A 23,262-nucleotide genomic window follows, 5' to 3' on the forward strand; every position below is an offset into this window, starting at 1 on the left:
TTGCGATGAGGCCCGTCCACTGCGCTGAGTCATGAAGTCTCCTGTCTTTCCAAAGGGATGGATGGGGTTCACTCGCCCTCGAAGGCGGCAAAGGGCAGCCCGACGTAGTTTTCCGCGAGAGACGCGGCCGCGGCCGGTGAAGCGGCAACGTATTCCAGCTCGGCGCGCTGCAGCCGCGCCATAAAGGGGGTCTGGTCAGGGAAACGATGCAGCAGCGAAGTCATCCACCAGGAGAAATGCTCGGCGCGCCAGACCCGCCGCAGGCAGGTGGCGGAGTACGCCGCCAGCAGGTCTTCGCGGCGTTCACCATAGTGTGCCGCCAGCGCGCGTGCCAGCGTGCGCACGTCGGCCACCGCCAGGTTCATGCCCTTGGCGCCGGTCGGCGGGACGATATGCGCCGCGTCGCCGGCCAGGAACAGCCGGCCATATTGCATGGGCTCCACCACATGGCTGCGCATCGGCGTGATGCCCTTTTGCAGCACCGGGCCTTCGTTGAGCCGCCAGCCGTCGCCGGTCTCCAGGCGGGCGTGCAGCTCCTGCCAGATCCGCGCATCTGGCCACAGGGTGAGATCCTCGCCGGGACGGCATTGCAGGTAAAGCCGCGTGATCTGCGGCGAACGCATCGAGAACAGGGCAAAGCCGCGCGCATGACTGGCATAGATCAGCTCCCGCGCGGCTGGCGCGGCCTCGGCCAGGATGCCGAGCCAGGCAAAGGGATAGGTCCGCTCGAACACCTGCAGCGCGGATGCTGGAATCGCTCCACGCGAGACGCCGCGAAAGCCATCGCATCCGGCGATGAAATCGCAATGCAGCGTGTGGCGCCGCCCCCCGTGTGCAAACGTGACGCCGGGCGCCTTGCCATCGATGCCGTGCAGCGCCACGCCGCTGGCCTCGAACAGCAACGGCGCGCCATCCGCCAGGCGCGCGGCGATCAGGTCCCTGACCACCTCGTGCTGGCCGTACACGGTGATGGCACGGCCCCCGGTCGGCCCGGACAGGTCGATATGGTGGCGGCGTCCGCCGAACAGCAGGTCGATGCCGTGGTGGCGCAGGCCCTGGCGCTGCAGGCGCTCGCCCGCGCCGCAGGCCACCAGCAGGTCCACGGTGCCTTGCTCCAGCACGCCGGCGCGGATGCGCGCCTCGACGTGCTGGCGGCTGCGGTCCTCGATGACCACGGCATCGATGCCGGCGCGGCGCAGCAGATGCCCCAGCAGCAGGCCCGCCGGCCCGGCACCGATGATCGCTACCTGGGTGCGCATCGTGGTCTCCCGTCTCCCGTTCAGCCTCTTGCCACGGCCCCTGGCCGCGGCGCCCGGTCTTGGATGAGGGGCATTTTCAGGCGCTCGCCCCCAATTTGCAATCGGGGGTTCCGGCGATACCGCGCGGGCCGCCGGCGGAAGCAGGAAGGACGATCAGGCTGGCAGGATCGCCACGTACGCCAGGCCGGCGGCCAGGACTGCGCATAGGGGCGAATAGACCCGCGTGTCCAGCCGCGCAAACGGAGAGCCGGTGATGCGCTTGAAGAAACCAACCAGGCGGAAATCGCCCACCGCCCTCGCCAGCATGGCCACCGCCACCAGGCCGATGGCCCATTGCAGGAGCGGCCCCGTGGATGGCGCGGCGAACAGCCCGGCGCGCGCGGCCACCATCGATGCCACCACCGCCAGCCCGACGGCCACCATCAGCGTGCCGGTGCGCGAAGGCGTGAAAGCGGGAACCATCGCAGGCACCGCGGCAGCCCCTTCGCCTGGGGATACCTTGCGCGGAATGCGGGGCACCGCCGCATCCTTGGCCAGGGAGCCGCCCAACGCCCAGTAGACATGCACGCCGGCAAGCAACAGGTAGATGCAGACCAGCAGAAGAGCGACCAAAGCGACCATGGCAGCAGGATTCCTATCTGTGAGAAGATGCCCCGGACCGGGGCATCCAGCTTAATCCAGCCGGAGTGCGCGATGCGAAGCCGTGACGATATGCCGCAGCACCGGGAATCCCGGCCGCCAGAATCCGTGCCCACCAGCAAGGAGACCGTCATGCCATCTGATCGACGCAGCTTCCTGTGCCGCAGCATGCTGCTTGCCGCCGGCCTGGCCTTGCCCGTCGCCGCGCTCGCTGCCCCGCCCTCCCCGCCCCCCCTGCGCCGTGCGCTGCCCGGCGGCCGCGAAACGCTGCCGGTGATCGGCATGGGCACCGCCGATACCTTCAACGTGGGTACCGGGCCCGGCGAGCGCGCGCCGCTGGCCGAGGTCATGGCCCTGCTGCTGCAAACGGCCGGCCCGGTGATCGACACCGCGCCCAGCTACGGCAGCGCCGAGGCCGTTACCGGCGACCTGCTGCTGGATGCCAGCGCCCGCGCCAAGGTCTTCCTGGCCACCAAGATCTCGGCGTCGGCCGCCAACGCGCCGGCGCAGTGGGCGCAGTCGCTGCGCGACCTGCGTAGCGAAACCGTCGATCTGCTGCAGGTGCACAACCTGATCGACTGGCGCGACAACCTGCGCTTTATCCGCCAGTTGAAGGAACGCGGCAAGACGCGCTATACCGGTATCACCCACTACCGCGAGGACGCGCACGAGGCGCTGGCCCAGATCGTGCGCAGCGAACGCGTGGATTTTGTCCAGCTCAATTACTCGGTCGCCGAGCGCAATGCCGAACGCACGCTGCTGCCGCTGTGCCAGGAGCGCGGCGTGGCGGTGCTGGTCAATCGCCCGTTCCAGGACGGCCGGCTGTTCCGCGCGGTCAAGGACCGCCCGCTGCCACCCTGGGCCGGCGAGATCGACTGCGACTCCTGGGGCCAACTCTTCCTGAAATTCATTGTCAGCCATCCCGCCGTGACGGCGGCGATCCCCGCCACGTCGAAGCCCAGGAACATGCGCGACAACCTCGGCGCGGGCCTGGGCCGCATGCCCGATGCCCGCCAGCGCGAGCGCATCGCCGCGCTGCTGGCCTGAGCCGGTCATGGCCAGCACCACGCAAGCGGCCCGGCACGGCCTCGGCATCCAGCCCGGCGAAGGCAGCGCGGTGGCGGCCGGCTTCCTGTTCTTCTTCTGCCTGTTCGCCAGCTACTTCATGCTGCGTCCGGTGCGCGAGACCATGGGTATCGCCGGTGGTGTGCAGAACCTGCAATGGCTGTTCACCGCCACCTTCGTGGTCATGCTGGTGGCGATTCCCTGCTATGGCCTGTGCAGCGCGCGCCTGCCGCGCCGGCGCTTTGTGCCGTGGGTCTATGCGTTCTTTATCGCCAACCTGCTGGGCTTTGCCTTGGCCACGCGCGCCGCGCCAGACAGTATCTGGCTGGCGCGGGTGTTCTACGTCTGGCTGTCGGTGTTCAACCTGTTCGTGGTGTCGGTGGCGTGGAGCCTGATGGCCGATGTATTCCGTCCCGGCCAGGCGCGGCGCCTGTTCGGCCTGCTGGCCGCCGGCGCCAGCGCGGGCGGACTCGCCGGGCCGTTGCTCGGCGGCTGGCTGGTGCCGCGCATCGGCCTGACCGGGCTGATGCTGCTGTCCGCCGCGCTGCTGGCGGCCACGCTGCCCGGCGTGGGCTACCTGTTCGGCTGGCGCCGGCGCGCCGGTGCCGGTGTGCCGGCGGCGGACGATCCGGTCCCGGCTCAGGACCCGGCCCGGCCCATAGGCGGCGGGCTTTGGGCCGGCCTGACGCTGGTGGCGCGTTCGCGCTACCTGCTGGGCATCAGCCTGTTCGTGATCCTGCTGGCCACCGCCAGCACCTTTCTCTACTTCGAGCAGGCCAGGCTGGTGGCACAGACCTTTCCCAGCCGCACGCAGCAGACGCAGGTCTTCAGCGCCATCGACGCCATCGTGCAGGCACTGACCATTGTGGTGCAGGTGTTCTTCTCGGGCCGTGTCGCCAGGCGCTATGGCGTGACTTCCCTGCTCAGCGCGGTGCCGCTGGCGGTGGCGGCGGGCTTCCTGGTGCTGGCGCTATGGCCAGCCTTCGGCGTGCTGGCCGGCGTGATGATCCTGCGCCGGGTGGGCGAATATGCATTGCTGCGGCCGGGCCGGGAGATGCTGTTCACGGTGGTGGATGCCGAAACCAAATACAAGGCCAAGAACGTGATCGACACCGCCGTTTATCGCGCCGGCGATGCGGTCAGCGCCTGGATCAAGACCGCCATTGACGGGCTATCCGGCCACCCGGCCGTGGTGGCGCTCACCGGGGCTGCGCTGGCATTGGGATGGGCCTGGCTGGGATGGTGGCTTGGCCGCCAGCATGAAGGCCAGCACGGGACCGCATCGCCGGCGTCCACCGCCCGCCTGGCGGCGGCGCCTCGCGACCGGGGCGGTGCCTGAGTACGCTCGCCAGATACGCCGGGAGGCAAATGCGATACACGGTTCAGGTGTTTTCCTGCACTTCAGCCCCCGCATTTGCCGAGAGTTGTGACGATTGTGACGGATTATTTTTCGAGGAGTCCTGATGAAGTCCGGAATTTCGATGTACAAGGCAGCCGCCCTGCTTACCGCCCTGGCCATCAGTGGCATGGCCTGCGCCGCGCTGCCGCCGCCCGAGCCGCAAACGCCGCAAGGCGAGCGCGCCACGCAAAAGCCCCTGCCGCCACAGCCGCCGCGGCACAAGAAACACAGGAAGCACAAGCAAAAGGCTCCTGACAGGCAGGCCCCGGCGCCGCAGGCTGCCCCGGTACCCGACGCTTCGCCACCTCCGTCGCCGCCGAGTCCGGCGCCCTGATCGCCATGGCTCCAGCGTTACATCTGCTAACCGTGTGGACAGATTCCGGCGACGCCTGACCCCTAAGATGCCTGCAAGGCCAGCCGCTGTCACTGTCGCTGGCCCTCACATGCAGCCACAAGGAGTCAGTCATGCGCAAACCCAATCGTGCCGCCCGCATCGTCGGCGCAGGCCTGCTCACCGCCGCGCTGCTGGCCGCGGGTCCTGCCTCCGCACGCGGACGCGGCCACGGTGACGGCGACTCAGCCGGCGCTGTCGCGCTGGCCATCGGCGCCCTCGTCGGGCTGGCCGTGGTCGGTACCGCCGTGGCCAGCCAGCCGGTCGTCATGGCCGCCCCGCCCGCGCCGGCTTATGGGCCGGCTTATGGGCCGCCGCCGGGATATTGCTATCGCGATTACGATCGCGCTTATGTGCCATGCGCGCCACAGCCGGCGCCCTATTACTATCAGGAAGCGCCGCAGCCTCGATACCCAGGATACTGAGCGCGACGGCCCGTCAGATCCGGCGGGCCATGGCACCACCGGCATCCTCGCGCGCCCGCTGGCGCAAAAGCCGAGCCAGGCGCTCCCTGGTGCGGAACTGCGTTTCGAGATGGCGGTGCCGGATGCAGTGGCGCCGTTGTTGCGGGGACCGGCGCAGGCTGGCCCGTCTCCGGGCGGCATGGCGATCCTGCCGGGCGCCTTGCTCACGGGCGGCCCGCCAGCTCCAGGGCAAACACCATGCGCTGCAGCCACTTGCCGCTCTGCGCATCCATCTGGCCAAAGCGGCAGCCGAAATGGTTGTACGCCTCGTTGCCGTGCCATGCCTTTCGATGCCGCACCACCTGCAGCGCAAGCTTCATCGCACCCAGGTCGCCAAGATCCAGGCAGCATTGCGCGATGCTGGTCCCGACCGGCAACTGACCCGGTCCGATGCGCATGGAGCGCAAGCCCACCCCGGATACGGACAGGTCCGCGACTTCCATTTCCACAAGCTGGCCGTCGCTTAACAGGATCTGGCAGCGAAAGTCCCTGTCCTGCTGCAGGCGGACGCGAAAATGCCTGCGGCGCGGAACCATATAGATCCCGGCCGGCAAGGAAGCGAGAAACGCCGGTCCGCCGTCGAAGCGGGTGACTGCCGGCGTGGCGAACCGGAAGTGGAACGTGATATCGCCCAGCGATGCCGAGGCGGCCAGTTCGCTGGCGTTCAGGATCGCTTCCAGTTCCAGGCCGTTGCGGCACCAGGCAAGCACGCAGGTGCCTCTGGATGGGTCGACGGACAGAAAGCACGAAGCAACCCGCCACTCCTGCACAGGTTGAAGATGGAGCCGGGTACGCACGCGGGCCAGATCCTGCAGGATCTGAAGTATCCGGCCCGGATCGCTGAGCCGTTCGATATGGCTGCCAGCAGCCCACGGGAGCGGCAAAGGCGCGCCTAAGGCGTTCGAGGCCATGATGGTATTGCAGACTGGTCCGGGAACACTGCGGCGCTAGCGCTACGATTCATCGGGACTAACTCATTCAAGGTATTCGATCGGACGTTTCTCGCGACTTTCCAGCTTCGAGGGCATATTCGTTGCATCGCATGTTCCGTTGCATGCCGACCGCTCTAACGGCATTGCCAGACAGGTTCTTGAGAAATCCAGCGCTCTCTTCCCCATCTTTTCCATTCGGCGCCATTCCGCCCTTCCCCGGCGGGCTAAAGATTTGATCGCTCCCGCCGTTAGGAGTCGTTTCGCGGTCACATTTCTTTCCGCTTTCGCTTGCCAGCCTGGGCCTGACTCCGCGCCGGGCCGACGCCTCGCGTCAGATCGTTCACCAGCCATTCCAATCCATGAATAGACTTGACTCCGCTTCGACCAACCCGCCGTCATCGGACGGGTTCCAGTACGCCCTTGAGGGTGAGATCCACGCGATACTGGACATCCTGGCCATGCAGGAGCGCAGCCTCGACTTGCGCTTGCCGGACGGGCGCACACTGCACACGAAAGTACTGTCCGTGGATGGGCCAGCCCGCACGTTTACGCTCCAGGGATACGTCAGCGAGCCTGACAATGAGGCAGTACTGGCCTGCGCGCAAAGCGAACTTTCGACTGTCCTGGATGATGTGTCGCTCACGCTTTGCCTGGGCGCCCCGGCCCGCTCCCTGTTCTCCGGCGCCGCCGCGTTCTCGGTGCCGTTCCCGGAAAAACTGTCCCAGGTGCAACGGCGGCGGGACTACAGGGCGGAGACGCTGGATTACCAGTACACATTCGAGGCCGAGTTGCCTGACGGCACCGGACTCATCCTGGACATTGCCGATCTTTCGGCGTCCGGGGTGGGCCTGCGCTCGCGCACACCAGGTACGAATGCCCTGGCCGTCGGGACGTTGCTGCCCAAAGGCAGGCTGCGCTTTGGCACGCTGGCAAGCCTGGAGATGGGGGTTCGCGTGGTACGTTACCAGTCGGTGCATACCGACGGCGATGCGGTACACCACTACGGCTGCGAATTTGTCGCGTTCGAGCAGGGCGCCCTGCTCGATTGACCGGAGTCATTCAACTGGAGTCATTCATGTCCCACCCGCATCGCGTCGTTGGCGCCCTGCTGCTTTCGATGTTTTCGCTTACCGCACTGGCACATGAATCGCTGTGCGCGGCGGCCGAGAATGTTGCGTTCTCATGCACGGTCAAAGGCAACAAGGTTGTATCGCTTTGCGCTTCGCCGGATCTTTCCAAAACGAAAGGGTACGTGCAGTACCGCTTTGGAAAAAAGGGGGCCGTCGAGCTTGCTTACCCGAAACTCACGGATGATCCGCGCAAGCACTTCCGGTGGGGCGTCACCGCTTACTCAGGTGGCGGCACCGATTACTTCCGGTTCTCCAACGGGGGCTACGACTATGTGGTCTACGCCGGCAGCGGCAAGGGCTGGGAAAAGGAAGGGCTTGTCGTCGAGAAGGACGGCAAGCGCGTCGGCAGCTTACCCTGCCGTGACGGAGGGCTAGGTCCGGACAACTGGGCGGTGATGTATTCCGCAGGTTTGCCGGAGCTGGATCAGAGCAAGCCATCGGATCAATTCGATATGCCCTGACCCTGCCATGACCCTGCCCTGACCCTGCCCCGATCCAGGCAAGGGGCGGCAGCGCGCGCTGGTCGACCCTGCGCTGGCCGCGTCGGCCAGTCGGAATCTCTCCGGGCCGATGCCAAAACCCTGGCCGARCCGGCATCCGGACTGCAGCCGCCCGGTCAGCCGTCCCGCCCCGCGCAACCCACGATTTCGGCCAAACAAGGGGCGCCCGAGGCCAAATCCGCCGCCTCGGGCATCCGCGGCCAACCGCGTGGGCGTATAGTCGTCGCTGACCAACGGTGCCGTGCCTGGCTCGTCCCGCACGGCACTGGTATGCGTCCCCAGACATCGGGCCGGCACGCAAGTTGCCACCACTACCAAGGACAACATCATGAAGACCAAAGCCGCCATCGCCTGGAAGGCCGGTGCCCCGCTGACCGTGGAAGAAGTCGACCTGGACGGCCCGCGCGCCGGTGAAGTGCTGGTGGAGATCAAGGCCACCGGCATCTGCCATACCGACTACTACACGCTGTCCGGCGCCGATCCTGAAGGCATCTTCCCGGCCATCCTGGGCCACGAAGGCGCAGGCATCGTTACCGACGTGGGCCCCGGCGTGACCTCGCTCAGGCCCGGCGACCATGTGATCCCCCTGTACACGCCGGAATGCCGCCAGTGCAAGTTCTGCCTGTCGCGCAAGACCAACCTGTGCCAGGCCATCCGCGCCACGCAGGGCAAGGGCCTGATGCCCGACGGCACCTCGCGCTTCTCCATCGACGGCAAGCCGATCTTCCACTACATGGGCACCTCCACCTTCGCCAACCACATCGTGGTGCCGGAGATCGCCCTGGCCAAGATCCGTCCGGATGCCCCTTTCGACAAGGTTTGCTACATCGGCTGCGGCGTGACCACCGGCGTGGGCGCGGTGCTGTTCACCGCCAAGGTGGAAGCCGGCGCCAACGTGGTGGTGTTCGGCCTGGGCGGCATCGGCCTGAACGTGATCCAGGCGGCCARGATGGTSGGCGCKGACAAGATCATCGGCGTGGACCTGAACCCSGGCCGCGAGGCCATGGCCCGCAAGTTCGGCATGACCCACTTCATCAACCCGAACGAGGTGGAGAACGTGGTGGACCATATCGTGCAGCTGACCGATGGCGGCGCCGACTATTCCTTCGAATGCATCGGCAACACCAAGGTCATGCGCCAGGCGCTGGAGTGCTGCCACAAGGGCTGGGGCAAGTCGATCATCATCGGCGTGGCCGAGGCCGGCGCGGAGATCTCCACCCGCCCGTTCCAGCTGGTCACCGGCCGCGAATGGAAGGGCTCGGCCTTCGGCGGCGCGCGCGGCCGCACCGATGTGCCGAAGATCGTCGACTGGTACATGGACGGCAAGCTCAATATCGACGACCTGATCACCCACACCCTGCCGCTGGAGCGCATCAACGAGGGCTTCGACCTGATGAAGCGCGGCGAGTCGATCCGCTCCGTGGTCCTGTACTGAGGCCCGCCATGCTCGAACTACTCTCAGAGCACGGCTGCTTCGGCGGCGTGCAGCGCTTCTATCGGCACGCCTCGACGACCATCGGCCTGCCGATGCGGTTCTCGGTATTCCTGCCGGCGCAGGCATTGATCCAGCCCGAACGGCGCCTGCCCGCGCTGTTCTACCTGGCCGGCCTGACCTGCACCGAGGAAACCTTCATGATCAAGGCCGGCGCCCAGCGCGTTGCCGCCGAGCATGGCCTGATCCTGGTGGCGCCCGATACCAGTCCGCGCGACACCGGCATCGCCGGCGAGGCGCAGGCATGGGATTTCGGCGCGGGAGCGGGTTTCTACCTGGACGCCACGCAGGCGCCCTGGAGCCAGCACTGGCGCATGGAAAGCTATGTGGCGCAGGAGTTGTTCGACCTCGTCACCACCGCGCTGCCCGCCGATCCGCAGCGTGTCGGCATCTTCGGCCATTCGATGGGCGGGCATGGTGCGCTGGTGCTGGCGCAGCGCCATCCCGGCCGCTTCCGCTCGGTGTCGGCCTTCGCGCCCATCGCCGCGCCCATGCGCTGTCCGTGGGGCGAGAAGGCCTTTAACGGCTATCTGGGCGAGGACCGCGCAAGCTGGGAGCAGTACGACGCCTCGGCGCTGATGCGGCGCCAGGCCAGCGCGCCCTTCCCACGCGGCATCCTGGTCGACCAGGGCCTGGCCGACAAATTCCTCGCCGAACAGCTCTACCCCGAAGCCTTCGAGGCCGCCTGCGCCGCCGTCGGGCAGCCGCTGCTGCTGCGCCGGCACGAGGGCTACGACCACGGCTATTACTTCATCTCGACCTTCATCGAGAACCATATCCGGCATCACGTAGCGCAACTCTGACCATGTGCGGACGGGCTGGACCCCGCCCGTCCGCCTGAACAAGGCATCATGAGCAACCTGACCACCATCGAACTCAAGGCCTTTGTGCCCGCCCGGGATTTCGCGCTATCCAGGCAGTTTTACCAGGACCTGGGTTTCGTCATGCCATGGAGCGACGACAACCTGGCCTACCTGCATCACGGAAAGTGCTGCTTCATGCTGCAGAACTTCTATGTGAAAGAGCTGGCCGAAAACCTGATGATGCATTTGCTGGTGGAAGATGTGCAGGCCTGGTGGGACAAGGTCAATGCACAGGATATCGGCGGGCGCTACGGCGTCAGGCTCGTGCCGCCACAGGACCAGCCCTGGCAGATGCGCGACTTCGTGCTGCTCGATCCGTCCGGGGTGTTGTGGCGTATCGGGCAGAACCTGGAGTAAGCGCCGGTGCAGGCGGCGCCGCCTGGTAATACGTTGAAACACGCCGGCGCCCGATGAAACGGAATCCGCCGTGCGACGCCTTGCGTTGCGGCGGGCCGCGCTGGTAGTGTCCTGGATCGCTGTCACCGCGTCATCCGAACGCGGCTTGCGGCCAGCCGAAGGACTTCAACATGACCCGCAGCGCCCGCGCTTTTCGCCTGATTCCCGTGGTGGCCACGCTATTGTTGTCACCCGCCGCCTTCGCGCAGGGTTCACCCGCGGCTGGCGACGAAGCCATGAACGCCATCCAGAGCAACTTTGCGCGCATGACGCCTGCGCCGCGCACGGTGGACAGCATCAATCAGGAACTGAAGCAGAACCATGCCGCGCCGATCGGCGCCAGCGGACGTGGCGGCAGCCGCGGCCGGGGCCGCCAGCGCTCGCAGGACAGCGCCCAGAACGGCCCGGGCGGCACTGCGGCCGATACGCCAGCAAGCCAGGATACGGGGCTGCACGCCAACGCGCCGGGCGCTACGCAGGCGGCCGCGGCGGCTTCAGGCAACCAGTAAAGCCGCGCCTATCGCTGCGCCACCCCGAAACGCTCGCGGTAGTCCCGCGGCGTAATGCCCATCTGGCGCAGGAACGCGCGCCGCAGCCCCTCGTCCGAACCAAATCCGGTGCGCGCGGCAATGGACTTGAGCGGCAGCTCGCCTTGTTCAAGCAGCCGCCGCGCCCCTTCGATGCGCGCCGACTCGATAAACGCCATCGGGCTGCTACCCGTCTCCCGCGCGAACACGCGCCGGAAATTGCGCTCGCTCATCGCCACCCGGCCCGCCATCTCCGCCATCGTGAAGTCGTGCGTCAAATCCGAGAGTATCCAGTCCTGCACCCCGCGAATGCCGGCGTGGCTGGTGGCCTGGCTGGCCAGATGCAGGCTGTACTGCGATTGCCCCCCTGGACGCTTGAGGTAGACCACCAGTTCACGCGCGAGGTCTAGCGCCAGTTCGCGGCCAAGGTCTTCCTCGACCACGGCCAGCGCCAGGTCGATGCCCGCAGTCACCCCGGCCGAGGTCCACAGGTTGCCCTGGCGCACAAAGATGGCGTCCGCATCCACTTCCACCGCCGGAAAGCGCTGGCGCAGCAGCGCGGCCACGCCCCAGTGCGTGGTGGCCCGGCGCCCGTCGAGCAGGCCCGCGGCGGCCAGGAAGAAGGTGCCCGAACACAGCGCAATCAGCCGCCCGATGCGCGGCGCCACCGCGCGCGCCCAGGGCACGATGCCCTGGGCTTCGTCCATGGCGCGCTCGATATCGCGCGCGCCCACGATCAGGGCGATGTCCGGCAGCAGCACGGTATCGAGCCGGGCCGTGGCCTCCAGCGTCATCAGCGTGTCGGAGCGCACCGGGCCGGTTTCCAGCGCGACGATCCGGGTGGCGTAGGCCGGTGGCTGCCCGCGCTGGGCCAGGCGCACATTGGCGTAGTCGAACACCGTCATGGGGCCGACCGCCTCCATGGCCTTGAATCCGGGGTACACCACGATATCCACCCGCCGTGGGGCGGCGACTGCCTGCGCTTGCATCGATCTGACCGGAATGGAAAGCGGCGATCTTACCCCACTGCCGGCCACGCCCTCGCGCCGGTACAAGCATATGCAGCCGCCGCATTAGTCGGTGGGCGTGCAAGCTTGTGCCAACAAATTCGTTCTGTTGCAGTGAACCAGTTCTTAGCATGGTGCATATCGTCCACATCCCGCAGCCTACCGAGGAGTGTCATGCACCAAGAGCCAGAGCAGCCGTCCGCAGTCAACCGTTCCTCGCCCGAGGGCAATCCGCGCAGCACGGGCGCCCTGAACCGCCGCGGCTGGCTGCAGGCCGCCGGCGCGCTCGCCATCGCCGGCGGCGTCGCGCCCTTTATCTGGACCTCCAGGGCCAGCGCCGCCACCGGCCAGCTCAAGCCGGTCAAGCTGGCCTGGAACGCCAGTTCCGTGTGCCTGGCGCCGGTTGCCGCGGCGCTGAAGGAAAACATCTTCCGCAACCACGGGCTGGACGTGGAGCTGATCAACTTTGGCGGCTCGACCGACCAGTTGCTCGAAGCCATTGCCACCAGGAAAGCGGACGCCGGCGTGGGCATGGCGCTGCGCTGGCTCAAGCCGCTCGAGCAAGGCTTCGACGTCAAGCTGACGGCGGCCACCCACGGCGGCTGCATGCGGCTGCTGACCCTGAGCAACTCGGGCGTGACCGACCTGAAGAGCCTCAAGGGCAAGACCGTGGCCGTCAGCGACATGGCCAGCCCGGCCAAGAACTTCTTTTCCATCCTGCTGGCCAAGCGCGGCATCGACCCCGTGCGCGATGTGCAGTGGCGCCAGTACCCGGCCGACCTGCTCGGCATCGCGCTGGAAAAAGGCGAAGCCCAGGCCGCCGCCGACGGCGACCCGCGCACCTACCTGCTGCGCAAGGAGCGCGGCCTGGTCGAGGTCGCCACCAACCTGTCGGACGAATACGCCAACCGCGCCTGCTGCGTGCTCGGCATTCGCGGCAGCCTGATCCGCGAGGACAGGCAGACCGCCTCGGCGCTCACCCACGCCGTGCTGCAGGCGCAGGACTGGACGGTGGCCAATCCCGCAGGCGCGGCGCGGCATTTCGCCGAGTTCGCCAAGGTGCCGCAGGCCGATGTGGTGGCCATGCTCAAGAGCCATACGCACGGCCACCATCCGGTGGGCGCGGACCTGAAGAAGGAGCTGGCGCAATACACCGACGAACTCAAGCTGGTGTCGGTGATCCGGCCCGGCACCGATTCCAGCAAATTCGCGGAGCGCATCTATGCCAACGTTCTCGGCTGACGGGCAGCGCGGTGCGCTGGACAGCGCACAGGCGCTTGCCGGACACGATGCCTTCGACGCGCCCGATGACTTCCTGGCCTTGCCCGCGCCCGCGATCCCGCGTGTCTGGCTGGCCGGCGCACTGGCCGCGGCGGCCTGGCTGGCCGTCGCCGCCGTGGTGAAGTTCTGGCCCGAGCCGGAAGACTGGCCACTGACGCATGAAACCGCCTCGCTGTTCGCGGGTATCGCCGCCGTGCTGCTGGTGCTGGCATTCGTGCAGCACCGGCTGGGCGGCATCGGCGCCGCGCTGCGCCGTGCCGGACCGTGGCTGCTGGTGCTCGCGGCGCTGACGCTGATCTGGGAACTGGTGACCGCCAAGCTGGGCCTGTTGCCGCGCCCCTTCTTCGCGCCGCCGCAAGCGCTGCTTGAAGTGTTTCTCGAGGACTATGCGCGGCTGGCCGACGCGGTGGCGCACTCGCTGCGCCTGCTGGCCACCGGCTACCTGCTGGGCGCGCTGGCGGGCTTCCTGACCGGCGTGGCCATCGGCTGGTCGAGCCGCGCCGGCTACTGGGTCCACCCGGTGCTGCGCCTGCTGGGGCCGCTGCCGGCCACGGCATGGCTGCCGATCGTGTTCTTCGCCTTTCCCAGCAGCGCCAGCGCGGCCACCTTCCTGGTGGCGCTGGCGACCTGGTTCCCGGTCACGGTGCTGACGTGGTCTGGCGTGGCGGCGGTGGACCCGGCGTATTACGACGTGGCCCGCACCCTCGGTGCCAAAGAGCGCTTCCTGGTGCTGAAAGTCGCCGTGCCCGCGGCGCTGCCGAGCGTGTTCGTCGGCCTGTTCATGGGCCTGGGCGCATCGTTCTCGGTGCTGGTGGTGGCCGAGATGCTGGGTGTCAAGTCCGGCCTGGGCTGGTACCTGCAATGGGCCCAGGGCTGGGCCGCCTACGCCAGCATGTACGGCGCGCTGCTGGTGATGGCGATCCTGTTCTCAGGGCTCATCACCTTGCTGTTCCGCTCGCGGGACCGCCTGCTGGCCTGGCAAAAAGGAGTGGTCAAATGGTAAGCGCCGTGCTCGACGAACCCGCCCGGGCCCAGCCTGCGCAAGCTGCCATCGACACGGCCGGCGCCGCCGGCAACGGCGTGCGCCTGACCATCGACCAGGTCAGCCATCATTTCACGCTGCGCGACCAGGTGCTGCCGGTGCTCAGCCGCGTCAGCCTGACTGCGGAGCCGGGCGAGTTCGTTGCCCTGCTCGGTCCCAGCGGCTGCGGCAAGTCCACCCTGCTGCGGCTGGTGGCCGGGCTGGAGCCGCCACGGCGCGGCACGCTGGCGGTGGATGGCGTACCGATCGGCGGGCCTGACCCGAGCCGGGTGGTGGTGTTCCAGGACCCCACGCTCTACCCGTGGCGCACCGTATGGGACAACGCCGCGCTCGGCCTGGAAGCGCGCGGCTTGCTCGGCAGCCAGCGCGCCCGCGTGGACGATGCGCTGGCACGCGTGGGCCTGACCGACTTCGCCCGCGCCTATCCGCGCCAGCTGTCCGGCGGCATGGCGCAACGCGCCGCGCTGGCGCGCGCTCTGGTCAACGAGCCGCGCCTGCTGATCCTCGACGAGCCGCTGGGCAAGCTCGATTCGCTGACGCGCCTGAGCATGCAGGGCGAGCTGGTAGCGCTGTGGCAGCGCTCGCGCTTTACCGCGCTGCTGGTTACGCACGACGTGGAGGAAGCGCTGCTGCTGGCCACGCGCGTGATCGTGTTCAGCGAACGCCCCGCCCGCATCACGGCGGAACTCAGGATCGACCGCGACTATCCGCGCCATCGCGACGACCCCGAACTGATCCGGCTGCGCCGCGAGATCCTCGGCCTGCTGGGGCTGGGCCAGGGATGGTAAGCCAACGCAGGCGAGGCGGCCATGCCCGATGAGCTCTGGCATCTGCACGGCACCTGGTGGCTGGGGCCCGACCCGCTACCAGGCGGCATGGCGGACGGCATGCGTACGCGTAGCCTGCCGCGCTTGCCCTCTGGCATCCCGGCGGCGACAAGGCGCATGGCGGGCGTGATCGCCCTGGCGGCTTGCGCGATCGCCCTGCCGCTTTGGCTCTTCGCCGGCACGCCGTGGCAATCGCACGCCGAACCCGGTCCCCTGCTGCGCCAAGCCCAGGCGCGTGGCGAACTGGTGGTGGGCGTGCATGTGTATCCGCGCCCGACGCCGCCGGGCCGGCCGCTGGTGGCAAAACCCGATCCGGGTGAAGCCGGGCTGGCCGCGGAACTGGGCCGTGCACTGGGCGTCCCGGTCAGGCTGCGGCATTTGCCGGTAGCCAGCGCCGGCGGCAACGAGCACCCCGCTATCGATCTCGCTTTTGGCGCGGCGGCGGACGGCGCGTATCCTCGCGCAGCCTCGGTACGGGCACCAGGCACGCCTCGCGGCACTTTGCTGACCCTGCGCTTCGCGCCGGTAAGCCGGCTCGATGCGCTCGACGGCAAGACCGCCTGCGTGAGCGAAGGCAGCCCTTTCCAGGCGCTCCTGACCCGAGCTGGCGCCGGGCTTCGCCGCTACCCCTCGCCGCTGCAGTCGCTGCTGGCGTTCCGCCGTGGCGAGTGCGCGGCGGTGGCGGAAGATGCCGCGCTGATCGCGCGCGTGATGCGCTTGCCGGAATGGCGCTTCTTCGCGGCGGCGCCGCTGCTGCTCGATGGCGAGGGCGCGACGCTGACGCTGCGCCAGCCTGACGCGCAATCGGCGCGCTACCTGGAGCACTGGCTGGCGCGCTGGCAACGCGACGGGCGGCTTGCACGGCTGCGAGATGCAGCCGCCGGCGACGCCGCCTTCAACATGATGCTGGTCGAGAGCGGGCTGATCTGCCATTGAACATCCACCAGACAAAACAGGAGCAAGAATGCATTTGAAACCCACCGGCACGACCAGCCGGCAGCGGATTTCGGAGTGGCATCGCGAAAGCGGCTTCACGCCCGCCGCGCCAACCCCCGATGCCACCGGTACGGCCGGCGCGGCGCGTCCCCTGCGCACGGACGAAGCCTTGCGCGCATTGTCCGCGCGCTTTGCCGCACGCGCCGCCACGCATGACCGCGACGCCACCTTTGCCTTCGAGAACATCGCCGAACTCCACCAGCTCGGGCTGCTCGACCTCACCGTGCCGCGCGCGCTCGGCGGTGCCGGCGCCGGGCTGGCGGAAGCGCGCCGCGTGGTCCATCACGTGGCTGCGGGCGATCCGTCCACGGCACTGGTGCTGGTGATGCAGATCCTCGGCCATCGCAACCTGGCGCAGGACACGCAATGGCCGGCTGACATCCGCGAACAGGTGCAACGCAGCGCGGTGGAACAAGGCGCGCTGATCAATTCCCTGCGCGTGGAGCCCGCGCTGGGCTCTCCCGCGCGCGGCGGCCTGCCGGCCACGGTGGCGCGCCGGCAGGGCGACGGCTGGCTGCTGTCGGGCCACAAGATCTATTCCACCGGCATCCCGGCGCTGAGCTGGCTGGCCGTATGGGGCCGCACCGACGAGCCCAGCCCGCGCACCGGTGTGTTCCTGGTGCCGCGCGACGCGCCCGGCATCACCGTGTTGCCTACCTGGGACCATCTCGGCATGCGCGCCACCGGCAGCCACGACGTGGTCTTCGACAACACCCCGCTGTCCKCCGCCCATGCGGTCGACCTGCGCCTGCCCGAAGCCTGGGCGGAACGCCATGACCCGGCCTGGGCCGTGTGGACATCCACCCTGCTCGGCACGCTGTACAACGCCGTGGCGCACAGCGCCCGCGACTGGTTTGTCGCGTGGCTCAACCTGCGCGCCCCCGGCAGCCTGGGCGCGCCGCTGGCCACGCTGCCACGCTTCCAGGAAGCGGTGGGCCGCATCGACAGCTGGCTGCTGGCCAACCGCATCCTGCTGGACCGCTTCAGCGCCGATGCCGATGCCGGCGCGCCGGCCAGCGCCACGGACAGCAACCTGCTCAAGCTCAACATCACCGACAACGCCATCGCCGCCGTCGAGCTTGCGGTCAGGCTCGCCGGCAACCCCGCCTTGTCGCGCGGCAACCCGCTTGAGCGCCATTACCGCAACGTGCTGTGCAGCCGCATCCATACCCCGCAGAACGACGCCATCCTGGTGAGCGCCGGCGAGCAGGCGCTGCGCGCCGCGGCACACGCCAACCCGCCCGGCACCAACGCCTGAGACCATCATGACCCGACCCGATTCCCAGCCACGCCGCATCGCCATCGTGGGAGGCGGCATGGCCGGCACCCTGACCGCCATCCGGTTGCTGCGCGACAGCAGCGCACCGCTCGCCATCCACCTGTTCGAGCCGCGTGCCGAGCCGGGGCGCGGGCTGGCCTACAGCACGCAAGACCCGGCGCACTACCTCAACGGGCCCGCGCTGAACTTCAGCCTTCACCCCGATGCGCTGGAAGACTTCTCGCAATGGCTGGTGCGCCATGGTCACGCCGCCCCCGCCGAGGCCGACAACGCCTTCGCTCCGCGCGGCGTGTACGGCGACTACCTGCAAGACACCCTGGCGCGCGCGCTGGCAGGCGCGGCCGGGCACGCCACGCTGGAACATGTGCGAGCGGAAATCACCGACGTGACCATCGGCGTGCCGCACCGCGTGCGCAGCGCCGACGGCCGCGCCTGGGATACGGACCACATCGTGCTGGCCACCGGCGTGCAGCCCGCGCGGCCGGCGCTGGCGCAAGACGACGCGCTCGAAGCCGATGGCCGCTACGTGCCGGACCCCTGGCAGCCCGAAGCACTGGCCCGGCTCGCGAACGCACGCGAGATCGCCCTGATCGGCACCAGCCTGACCATGCTCGACGTGGTCGCCACGCTGGAGCGCCTCGGCTTCACCGGCACCTACCACGCGTTCTCCCGGCGTGCGCTGGTACCCTGGCTGCGCCACAACGCCGGCCCCTGCGACGACTTCCTGGCCGCAGCGGGACCTGTAGCGCTGGCCGCGCCCACCGCGCGCGACGTGGTCCGGCGGGTGCGCCGGCAAAGCGCTGCACTGACGGCGCAAGGCCTCGACTGGCAAAGCGTGCCGCCCGCGCTGCGTACCTACATCGGCCCGCTGTGGGCGGCCGCCAGCGTGCCGGAGCGCCAGCGCTTCCTGCGCCATGTGCGGCCCTTCTGGGACAACCTGCTGCACCGCGCCGCGCCGCCCACGCATGCGGTATTCGAGGCGGTGCGCGCACAGGGACGCCTGCACGTACACGCCGCCCGCGTCACCGCACTGGCGCCGGCCGATGACGGGAACACCGCGAGCGGCTGGCRGCGTGGCGGTCACGGGAGCGAGGGAAGAAGCCACCGCGTGGCCCTGCACCTGTCGCGCCCGCTGCCCGCGCCCTCCACTGTGGACGCGGCCATCAACTGCACCGGCGCGGAGTACGGCTGGCACGCAGGCAACACCCGGCCCCTGGTGCGCAGCCTGCTGGCGCGCGGCCTGGTGCGGCCGGCGGCAGCCGGGTCTGGCCTCGACGGCGACGCGCGCGGCCGCGTATTCGATCGCGGCGGCCGCCTCGTGCCCGGCCTCAGCACGCTGGGCGCACCGCTGCGCGGGGCATTGTGGGAGTCGGGCACCATCATCGACGTGCGCAACCAGGCCGCAGCGCTGGCGGCACGGCTGGTGGAGGAACTCGGACTGACGGCCGAGACCGAGGCGCAGGCGGCCTAGCCGGCCGGCATCCGGCCAAGGGCACGCGCAGCCTGATTCAGCCAACGCTTGCCAAAGGCATCCGGTGCTGGCATATAATCCCGTCCGGGCGCCGGCAGGGCGCCCGCTCCCGCAAAAGCCAGCGCACCTGCCTGCCCGTACCGTACGGCGCCGAGCGATCCAGCCCGGCACCGCCAGTTCGTTGCAAGAACCACAACGTTGACCTTTTTTGCCGCCGCGGGAAACGGCATTGCAAGGACATGACATGTGGCTCACAACGCTCAACGCTCCATCCCGCCTTCCCAATAGCGATTTCCTGCGCCGCCATGCACGCAGGCTGTTGCGCCAGCTCCACGCCGGAGAAGCCATGCAGGCGCTACCGGTAATCCGGCGCATCCACCGCGAGCAGGTACGCGCGCAAAGCGTCGCGGAACTCTACCGGCTGCGCCACACACTACAGCTCAAGCACTGCCTGCAACTGCTGGCGGCCGAACTGGGCTACGCCGGCTGGTCCGCGTGCAAACGCGACATCGACGGCCGCCCCGCCAGGGTACTGGACCGCTACCGTCTCGACCTCGGCGAGTTCGGCGACTACCAGCAACTCTGGTTCGCCGACCGGCAAGGCGCCCAGGCATGGCAAGCGTCCAACGGCGGTTACGTGGTCACGTATGGTGAACAAGCGGCGGTGCTGCTGACGGGCAACGCCATGCCGGCGATGCGTGACTGACCGGGGGAGAACCACGGCTCGGGCCGAAGACCCTGAGAAATAGAGGTAGCAAGGGATTCCTGCCGGCCCGGGAACGGGCCGGCGCTATTTTCGCCTTCCATGCGTAACCTCATCCGCAGGTAGTTCGAGGAGGCGGCGCATCTTCTGGCCGCGCCGGATCGTGAACAGCGTGTCTCAGAAACTCAACTGCATCAATTGCAGTCGGCACGCCAAGTCCTGCGTGACCCCAGCGGCCATTGGCAGGCATGCCCGCAACGTGATTCGTATCGAGTTAGTGTGCAGGCGTCGACCGGCCGCCAAGAAAAGGCCGGTCGCACGCCAGTTGAGCGCAGTAGCCTGCCCCCCTTCAGGTCACCGCTCGGGTGGCAAGCTGCGAAAGCGGGTGACATGGGCGCGAGCCCCTGTTCGCTGAAAACTCGGTTGGCGCATGAAGTGGAGCCGCGATGCTCCCGAAGACGTTCCATCAATCGCTGCCGCGAAGCCTCACTCCCCTGTTGGCGTCACGGCCCTCGACGCTGCTGCCGACCGTTGTTGTCCAGTCACCCTTTGAGTTATCGTAACGCCTCATTGCTATGTTGTTTTCACGGCTTTGATGAATGCGTTGCGTACTAAATCGACTGCTGTTTGCAAGCCTTGGCAGCATCGAAGCGATACTCCGGTTTTCCGTGACGACTCATCACATCGCCCCGGGTCGCAAATGCATGCTGTTGAGCAGCGTATCCCACGCCTGGATCGCGCCGGCCTCGTCGACGAGCGAAGATACTTCTTCCGGCTTCACCCCGCGATCCTTGTCAGCATCGGTCAGTGCACTTCCCAGCCTCAACTGGATCTCGGTGTGCGGTTGCGCCATCGAATGGTGGACCCCTGGCGCCAGAAGATAGAAACGGTATAGCTGGCTCCCACCCTCCTTGATGGAAAACAGCACTTCTTCCGCCTCCATGCCCGCGACCGGGCGCTTGCCTTCGCGCAGAATCTGGACGCTGCCTTGCGCGCGCAACTGCCGACGTAGATCGGGCAGGGTTTTGAGCAGCGACGATTGCTGATCCACATCCACCGCATCGCGCATCTTGATGACAAACGCGGACGCTCGGCCGGGTTGCAGGACAATGGTTTGCTCGGCCAGTTCGCTGTTGCGCGAAGGCCCGCCGATCAGTGCACCCGGAATGCAAAAGCCGCGTTCCGTTGGAACCGTCCAGTCATCGCGGTAAGTGATATTTTGGTATACATCGGTTGAGCGTTGCGTGACCTTCTGTATCCCGCTGCTGCGCTGAACGTCGAACTTCATGGTCAGCATCGTGCTGCCGGCGAGCACGTAACCCTCGGCGGTGAAAGGGTAATCCTCTCTCACCTTCGTTTTGAAAATCAACAGACGGGAATTGGGTGTGGGCGAAACGGCTTGCTCCAGCCAAGGAGCATCGGTCTTATGAAGACCATTGTCCCCCGTTCTCATCATTTCATCGGTGAGCGGGATGGACATGATTCGCTTGTTGGCTCGCAACTCGCTTTCGCGCGCATCGACTCTGTAGTGGAACGTTCCCGGGCTGACATCTCTGGCAATATCAATCTTGTTGCCCCAGTATTCGTATTTCTCGTAGCTGAGTCCGCTACGAGCAGGGCGATCCATCACAAGTCGGCCAATGCACCACGGACGCGGATCGGCAAGCAAGGGGTTGTTGGTCATTTCGGGCTCCACGGGAACCGTCCGCACGCAGGCGGACAGGCTACATATCGACAGGAAGAGGGCCGCGCGCAGTACGCGTGAACTGATCCGATTGGGATTCATTGGGAGGCCACCTTGGTGCTGTGCACAATCTGCGCCACGCTGTACAGGGTGGCCCAGCGTGTCCAGGGATGATCGAAACACTTCTGATGCTCATAGCCACCTTGCACAAAGGCCATCTGCACGCCCGTGGCTTTAGTTTCCGACAGATCCGGTATCACCCCACGGCCTTGCGCTGCGGCAGACCATGCCGGCACGGTGCCATCGCCTGGGATGATGCCGTTGTCTTTCTCTCCCGGCTTTGGCGCGACCGCTTGTTGTTGCACGGTGAGTGTGACAGTTCTTCCCCCGACCACGATCCTGAGTACGCCGTGCTGATCGTCGCCCACCCATTTAGCGGCTCTTAGCTCAGCTTCCCCGACACCTTCGGGAAGGTCGCCCCGCCACACCACCCTGCCCCAGGTTTGCAGGTTTTTCGCCGGTTCACTGAATTCCAGCTTGTCAGGCTCATGCGTGCCATCGGAGCGTTGTGGATCGAGCGCGCCGTCTCCGTACAGCGCATAGGTGTTGGCGTGGTAGTTGTTCATCAGCTCCTTTTGCCGATCCACTACATTACTCATCATTTTTTTAAAGTGTTCATGCACAGTGGAAGAATCCATTTCCTCTTCCAGGCGCTTCTTCACAATCCCTGCCGGATCTAACAACTAACTATCGGGCAACAACCCGTACCACGCGTCGTTGATGTAGAGCTCGTCCAGTGCGCTTTGCTTGGGCAAGGCCATACGTACTTCGCCGGCCTTATCCACAAAGATCCACCACGGCTTGCGATCGTGGTAATCCGGCATCGGCGACAACTCCATCGGACCTTCCGCGTTACTGGCAATCGCCACGAACTCGGCCGCGCAGCGGCCCATCAGGCTCTTGTTGATGAAATCCTCTCCCCCCGTGCGGAACCGTTTGGCAAACAGCGGCGCCCCGGTGGCAGGTTGCGCGCCGTGGATCACGCCGAGCATGTCGTTGGCGCCGCCGCAAAGTTGCGAGGCCATGCGCGCCACTAGGCCGCCCATCGAGTGCGTGATGATGATGGCCTTGTCCGTCCGGTTTTCCCGGCAGATCTCCCGGATGCCCATGATGCGCGTGACCTCCTGGCTCTCGGGATCCTTGAAATCCATGCCGTCCAGCACTTGCTGGCCTGAGACCTGATTCGACTGCAGAAAGTTGTAGCCAATGGCGTAGACGGGATAGCGATAGTTGATTAGTGACTTGAACACGTCGGAGCACGCGTCAATCGGTCCGCCAGGACCATAGGCGCCGTAATCGGATGGGTGCGTGCCAAGCACGGCTTTCAGCGCGGCCTTCTCGCCCTCTGCATCACCGTGTGCCCATTCGCCGTGGAGCTTGCCATCGAGCATGGGGTGGTTGAGTGTGTACTCCAGCCAGGCCAGCGTGGCCTGATAACTCCAGCGGTGCACCGTGCTCCAGCCGCGCCGCCTCGCCTCCTTCTCGCTCAAGCCGCTGTTACCTACTTTGACTGGACCGCGGGGATCAACCACGGCCGGTACGGGGTCGAAGCGTCTCGCGCGCCCGGCGGCGCTGGCGAACCAGCCTGCAATGACAGAAATCGCACCCGAAATGCCCGAAACCACGCCATCCATGTTGGGCGGGTACCACACTTCTTCACCGGTGTCCTTGTTGGCCAGTAGCGAGCCCATCACGCCAGGCAGGAAGATGACCGGAATGGGCGAGCGCGGATCAAAGCTTATTTCCTTGCAACGCTGGTCACTATCTGGCGTGAGCACTGCGCGTGCGGAGGCCACGCCATCCGGGTCGAATCCACTGGCAAGCCGGACAACGTCATCACTTCCGTGTCCGGTGT

24 protein-coding genes are annotated in these 23,262 nt (G+C 67.2%); 17 read left to right on the forward strand and 7 right to left on the reverse strand.

The genetic code is table 11. From position 1 onward, the window contains the following. Positions 1–68: 68 nt before the first annotated feature. Both pobA and AC1DT6_RS04510 read right to left on the reverse strand, forming a co-directional pair. Positions 69–1,259: a 4-hydroxybenzoate 3-monooxygenase gene (gene pobA / locus AC1DT6_RS04505; RefSeq protein ID WP_441627820.1), complete on the reverse strand. Its 1,191-nt coding sequence runs from the start codon at positions 1,257–1,259 to the stop codon at positions 69–71. Between the two features lie 153 nt (positions 1,260–1,412). Beyond that, positions 1,413–1,880 carry a DUF3995 domain-containing protein gene (locus AC1DT6_RS04510; protein ID WP_441627822.1) on the reverse strand — a complete coding sequence of 156 codons (468 nt, stop codon included), beginning with the start codon at positions 1,878–1,880 and terminating at the stop codon, positions 1,413–1,415. 150 nt (positions 1,881–2,030) lie between these two features. On the opposite strand from AC1DT6_RS04510, the gene AC1DT6_RS04515 reads away from it, so the two are divergent. The 4 genes from AC1DT6_RS04515 (at position 2,031) to AC1DT6_RS04530 (ending at position 5,178) form a co-directional block, all read left to right on the forward strand. Continuing rightward, positions 2,031–2,945, forward strand: a complete 915-nt coding sequence (locus tag AC1DT6_RS04515; RefSeq protein ID WP_441627824.1) for an aldo/keto reductase — start codon at positions 2,031–2,033, stop codon at positions 2,943–2,945. Between the two features lie 7 nt (positions 2,946–2,952). Then, positions 2,953–4,302, forward strand: a complete 1,350-nt coding sequence (locus AC1DT6_RS04520) for an NTP/NDP exchange transporter (protein ID WP_477111212.1) — start codon at positions 2,953–2,955, stop codon at positions 4,300–4,302. A gap of 124 nt (positions 4,303–4,426) precedes the next feature. Then, positions 4,427–4,696 (forward strand): hypothetical protein, encoded by a 270-nt coding sequence (locus AC1DT6_RS04525; protein WP_441627828.1) that lies wholly within the window; start codon positions 4,427–4,429, stop codon positions 4,694–4,696. A gap of 131 nt (positions 4,697–4,827) precedes the next feature. Continuing rightward, positions 4,828–5,178, forward strand: coding sequence for a mechanosensitive ion channel protein MscS (locus AC1DT6_RS04530; protein WP_441627830.1), 351 nt, complete (start codon positions 4,828–4,830; stop codon positions 5,176–5,178). A 203-nt stretch (positions 5,179–5,381) separates the two neighbouring features. On the opposite strand, the gene AC1DT6_RS04535 is transcribed toward AC1DT6_RS04530, so the two are convergent. Next, a complete protein-coding gene (locus AC1DT6_RS04535) occupies positions 5,382–6,101 on the reverse strand; it encodes a flagellar brake protein (protein ID WP_477111213.1) in 720 nt (239 codons plus the stop codon). 407 nt (positions 6,102–6,508) lie between these two features. Here AC1DT6_RS04535 and AC1DT6_RS04540 point away from each other — a divergent pair, with 407 nt between their 5' ends. The 6 genes from AC1DT6_RS04540 (at position 6,509) to AC1DT6_RS04565 (ending at position 11,039) form a co-directional block, all read left to right on the forward strand. Continuing rightward, on the forward strand, positions 6,509–7,198 hold the full coding sequence (locus tag AC1DT6_RS04540; RefSeq protein ID WP_441627834.1) for a flagellar brake protein: 690 nt from the start codon (positions 6,509–6,511) through the stop codon (positions 7,196–7,198). Between the two features lie 26 nt (positions 7,199–7,224). After that, a complete protein-coding gene (locus AC1DT6_RS04545) occupies positions 7,225–7,740 on the forward strand; it encodes a hypothetical protein (protein ID WP_441627836.1) in 516 nt (171 codons plus the stop codon). A 367-nt stretch (positions 7,741–8,107) separates the two neighbouring features. Then, the gene (locus tag AC1DT6_RS04550; RefSeq protein WP_477114520.1) at positions 8,108–9,214 is read left to right on the forward strand and encodes an S-(hydroxymethyl)glutathione dehydrogenase/class III alcohol dehydrogenase; all 1,107 of its coding nucleotides are present in this window, start codon (positions 8,108–8,110) and stop codon (positions 9,212–9,214) included. A gap of 8 nt (positions 9,215–9,222) precedes the next feature. Then, a complete protein-coding gene (gene fghA, locus AC1DT6_RS04555; protein WP_441627840.1) occupies positions 9,223–10,074 on the forward strand; it encodes an S-formylglutathione hydrolase in 852 nt (283 codons plus the stop codon). A 48-nt stretch (positions 10,075–10,122) separates the two neighbouring features. Continuing rightward, positions 10,123–10,491, forward strand: a complete 369-nt coding sequence (locus AC1DT6_RS04560) for a VOC family protein (RefSeq protein WP_441627842.1) — start codon at positions 10,123–10,125, stop codon at positions 10,489–10,491. Between the two features lie 170 nt (positions 10,492–10,661). Further along, positions 10,662–11,039, forward strand: coding sequence for a hypothetical protein (locus AC1DT6_RS04565; protein WP_441627844.1), 378 nt, complete (start codon positions 10,662–10,664; stop codon positions 11,037–11,039). An 8-nt stretch (positions 11,040–11,047) separates the two neighbouring features. Here the strand turns inward: AC1DT6_RS04565 and AC1DT6_RS04570 are convergent, their stop codons facing one another. Beyond that, positions 11,048–12,046, reverse strand: a complete 999-nt coding sequence (locus AC1DT6_RS04570; protein ID WP_441627846.1) for a GlxA family transcriptional regulator — start codon at positions 12,044–12,046, stop codon at positions 11,048–11,050. A 192-nt stretch (positions 12,047–12,238) separates the two neighbouring features. On the opposite strand from AC1DT6_RS04570, the gene AC1DT6_RS04575 reads away from it, so the two are divergent. The 7 genes from AC1DT6_RS04575 (at position 12,239) to AC1DT6_RS04605 (ending at position 19,666) form a co-directional block, all read left to right on the forward strand. After that, positions 12,239–13,306, forward strand: coding sequence for an ABC transporter substrate-binding protein (locus tag AC1DT6_RS04575; RefSeq protein ID WP_441627848.1), 1,068 nt, complete (start codon positions 12,239–12,241; stop codon positions 13,304–13,306). Continuing rightward, complete coding sequence (locus tag AC1DT6_RS04580; RefSeq protein WP_441627850.1) at positions 13,287–14,348, forward strand: ABC transporter permease; 1,062 nt, start codon at positions 13,287–13,289, stop codon at positions 14,346–14,348. The genes AC1DT6_RS04575 and AC1DT6_RS04580 overlap by 20 nt, the downstream gene beginning before the upstream one ends. Continuing rightward, positions 14,342–15,175, forward strand: a complete 834-nt coding sequence (locus tag AC1DT6_RS04585; protein ID WP_441627852.1) for an ABC transporter ATP-binding protein — start codon at positions 14,342–14,344, stop codon at positions 15,173–15,175. The genes AC1DT6_RS04580 and AC1DT6_RS04585 overlap by 7 nt, the downstream gene beginning before the upstream one ends. A gap of 21 nt (positions 15,176–15,196) precedes the next feature. Next, positions 15,197–16,150 (forward strand): substrate-binding periplasmic protein, encoded by a 954-nt coding sequence (locus AC1DT6_RS04590; RefSeq protein ID WP_441627854.1) that lies wholly within the window; start codon positions 15,197–15,199, stop codon positions 16,148–16,150. Between the two features lie 28 nt (positions 16,151–16,178). Next, a complete protein-coding gene (locus AC1DT6_RS04595) occupies positions 16,179–17,468 on the forward strand; it encodes an acyl-CoA dehydrogenase family protein (protein ID WP_477114521.1) in 1,290 nt (429 codons plus the stop codon). A 7-nt stretch (positions 17,469–17,475) separates the two neighbouring features. After that, positions 17,476–18,960, forward strand: a complete 1,485-nt coding sequence (locus tag AC1DT6_RS04600) for an FAD/NAD(P)-binding protein (protein WP_477114522.1) — start codon at positions 17,476–17,478, stop codon at positions 18,958–18,960. A 244-nt stretch (positions 18,961–19,204) separates the two neighbouring features. Continuing rightward, the gene (locus AC1DT6_RS04605) at positions 19,205–19,666 is read left to right on the forward strand and encodes a hypothetical protein (RefSeq protein WP_441627860.1); all 462 of its coding nucleotides are present in this window, start codon (positions 19,205–19,207) and stop codon (positions 19,664–19,666) included. A 676-nt stretch (positions 19,667–20,342) separates the two neighbouring features. Here the strand turns inward: AC1DT6_RS04605 and AC1DT6_RS04610 are convergent. From AC1DT6_RS04610 to AC1DT6_RS04620, 3 genes are all read right to left on the reverse strand, one after another. Beyond that, positions 20,343–21,347, reverse strand: a complete 1,005-nt coding sequence (locus AC1DT6_RS04610) for a T6SS immunity protein Tli4 family protein (RefSeq protein ID WP_441627862.1) — start codon at positions 21,345–21,347, stop codon at positions 20,343–20,345. A gap of 98 nt (positions 21,348–21,445) precedes the next feature. Further along, the gene (locus AC1DT6_RS04615; RefSeq protein ID WP_441627864.1) at positions 21,446–22,090 is read right to left on the reverse strand and encodes a hypothetical protein; all 645 of its coding nucleotides are present in this window, start codon (positions 22,088–22,090) and stop codon (positions 21,446–21,448) included. Continuing rightward, the coding region (locus AC1DT6_RS04620; RefSeq protein ID WP_477114523.1) for an esterase/lipase family protein at positions 22,091–23,262 on the reverse strand (1,172 nt) is incomplete at its 5' end.

Source organism: Cupriavidus sp. 01L45 (genome assembly GCF_056399885.1).

Coding starts and splice junctions, on each gene's coding strand:
- pobA (WP_441627820.1), bottom strand. CDS start 1,259: ATGCGCACCCAGGTAGCGATCATCGGTGCCGGGCCGGCGGGCCTGCTG.
- AC1DT6_RS04510 (WP_441627822.1), bottom strand. CDS start 1,880: ATGGTCGCTTTGGTCGCTCTTCTGCTGGTCTGCATCTACCTGTTGCTT.
- AC1DT6_RS04515 (WP_441627824.1), top strand. CDS start 2,031: ATGCCATCTGATCGACGCAGCTTCCTGTGCCGCAGCATGCTGCTTGCC.
- AC1DT6_RS04520 (WP_477111212.1), top strand. CDS start 2,953: ATGGCCAGCACCACGCAAGCGGCCCGGCACGGCCTCGGCATCCAGCCC.
- AC1DT6_RS04525 (WP_441627828.1), top strand. CDS start 4,427: ATGAAGTCCGGAATTTCGATGTACAAGGCAGCCGCCCTGCTTACCGCC.
- AC1DT6_RS04530 (WP_441627830.1), top strand. CDS start 4,828: ATGCGCAAACCCAATCGTGCCGCCCGCATCGTCGGCGCAGGCCTGCTC.
- AC1DT6_RS04540 (WP_441627834.1), top strand. CDS start 6,509: ATGAATAGACTTGACTCCGCTTCGACCAACCCGCCGTCATCGGACGGG.
- AC1DT6_RS04545 (WP_441627836.1), top strand. CDS start 7,225: ATGTCCCACCCGCATCGCGTCGTTGGCGCCCTGCTGCTTTCGATGTTT.
- fghA (WP_441627840.1), top strand. CDS start 9,223: ATGCTCGAACTACTCTCAGAGCACGGCTGCTTCGGCGGCGTGCAGCGC.
- AC1DT6_RS04560 (WP_441627842.1), top strand. CDS start 10,123: ATGAGCAACCTGACCACCATCGAACTCAAGGCCTTTGTGCCCGCCCGG.
- AC1DT6_RS04565 (WP_441627844.1), top strand. CDS start 10,662: ATGACCCGCAGCGCCCGCGCTTTTCGCCTGATTCCCGTGGTGGCCACG.
- AC1DT6_RS04570 (WP_441627846.1), bottom strand. CDS start 12,046: ATGCAAGCGCAGGCAGTCGCCGCCCCACGGCGGGTGGATATCGTGGTG.
- AC1DT6_RS04575 (WP_441627848.1), top strand. CDS start 12,239: ATGCACCAAGAGCCAGAGCAGCCGTCCGCAGTCAACCGTTCCTCGCCC.
- AC1DT6_RS04580 (WP_441627850.1), top strand. CDS start 13,287: ATGCCAACGTTCTCGGCTGACGGGCAGCGCGGTGCGCTGGACAGCGCA.
- AC1DT6_RS04585 (WP_441627852.1), top strand. CDS start 14,342: ATGGTAAGCGCCGTGCTCGACGAACCCGCCCGGGCCCAGCCTGCGCAA.
- AC1DT6_RS04590 (WP_441627854.1), top strand. CDS start 15,197: ATGCCCGATGAGCTCTGGCATCTGCACGGCACCTGGTGGCTGGGGCCC.
- AC1DT6_RS04605 (WP_441627860.1), top strand. CDS start 19,205: ATGTGGCTCACAACGCTCAACGCTCCATCCCGCCTTCCCAATAGCGAT.
- AC1DT6_RS04610 (WP_441627862.1), bottom strand. CDS start 21,347: ATGACCAACAACCCCTTGCTTGCCGATCCGCGTCCGTGGTGCATTGGC.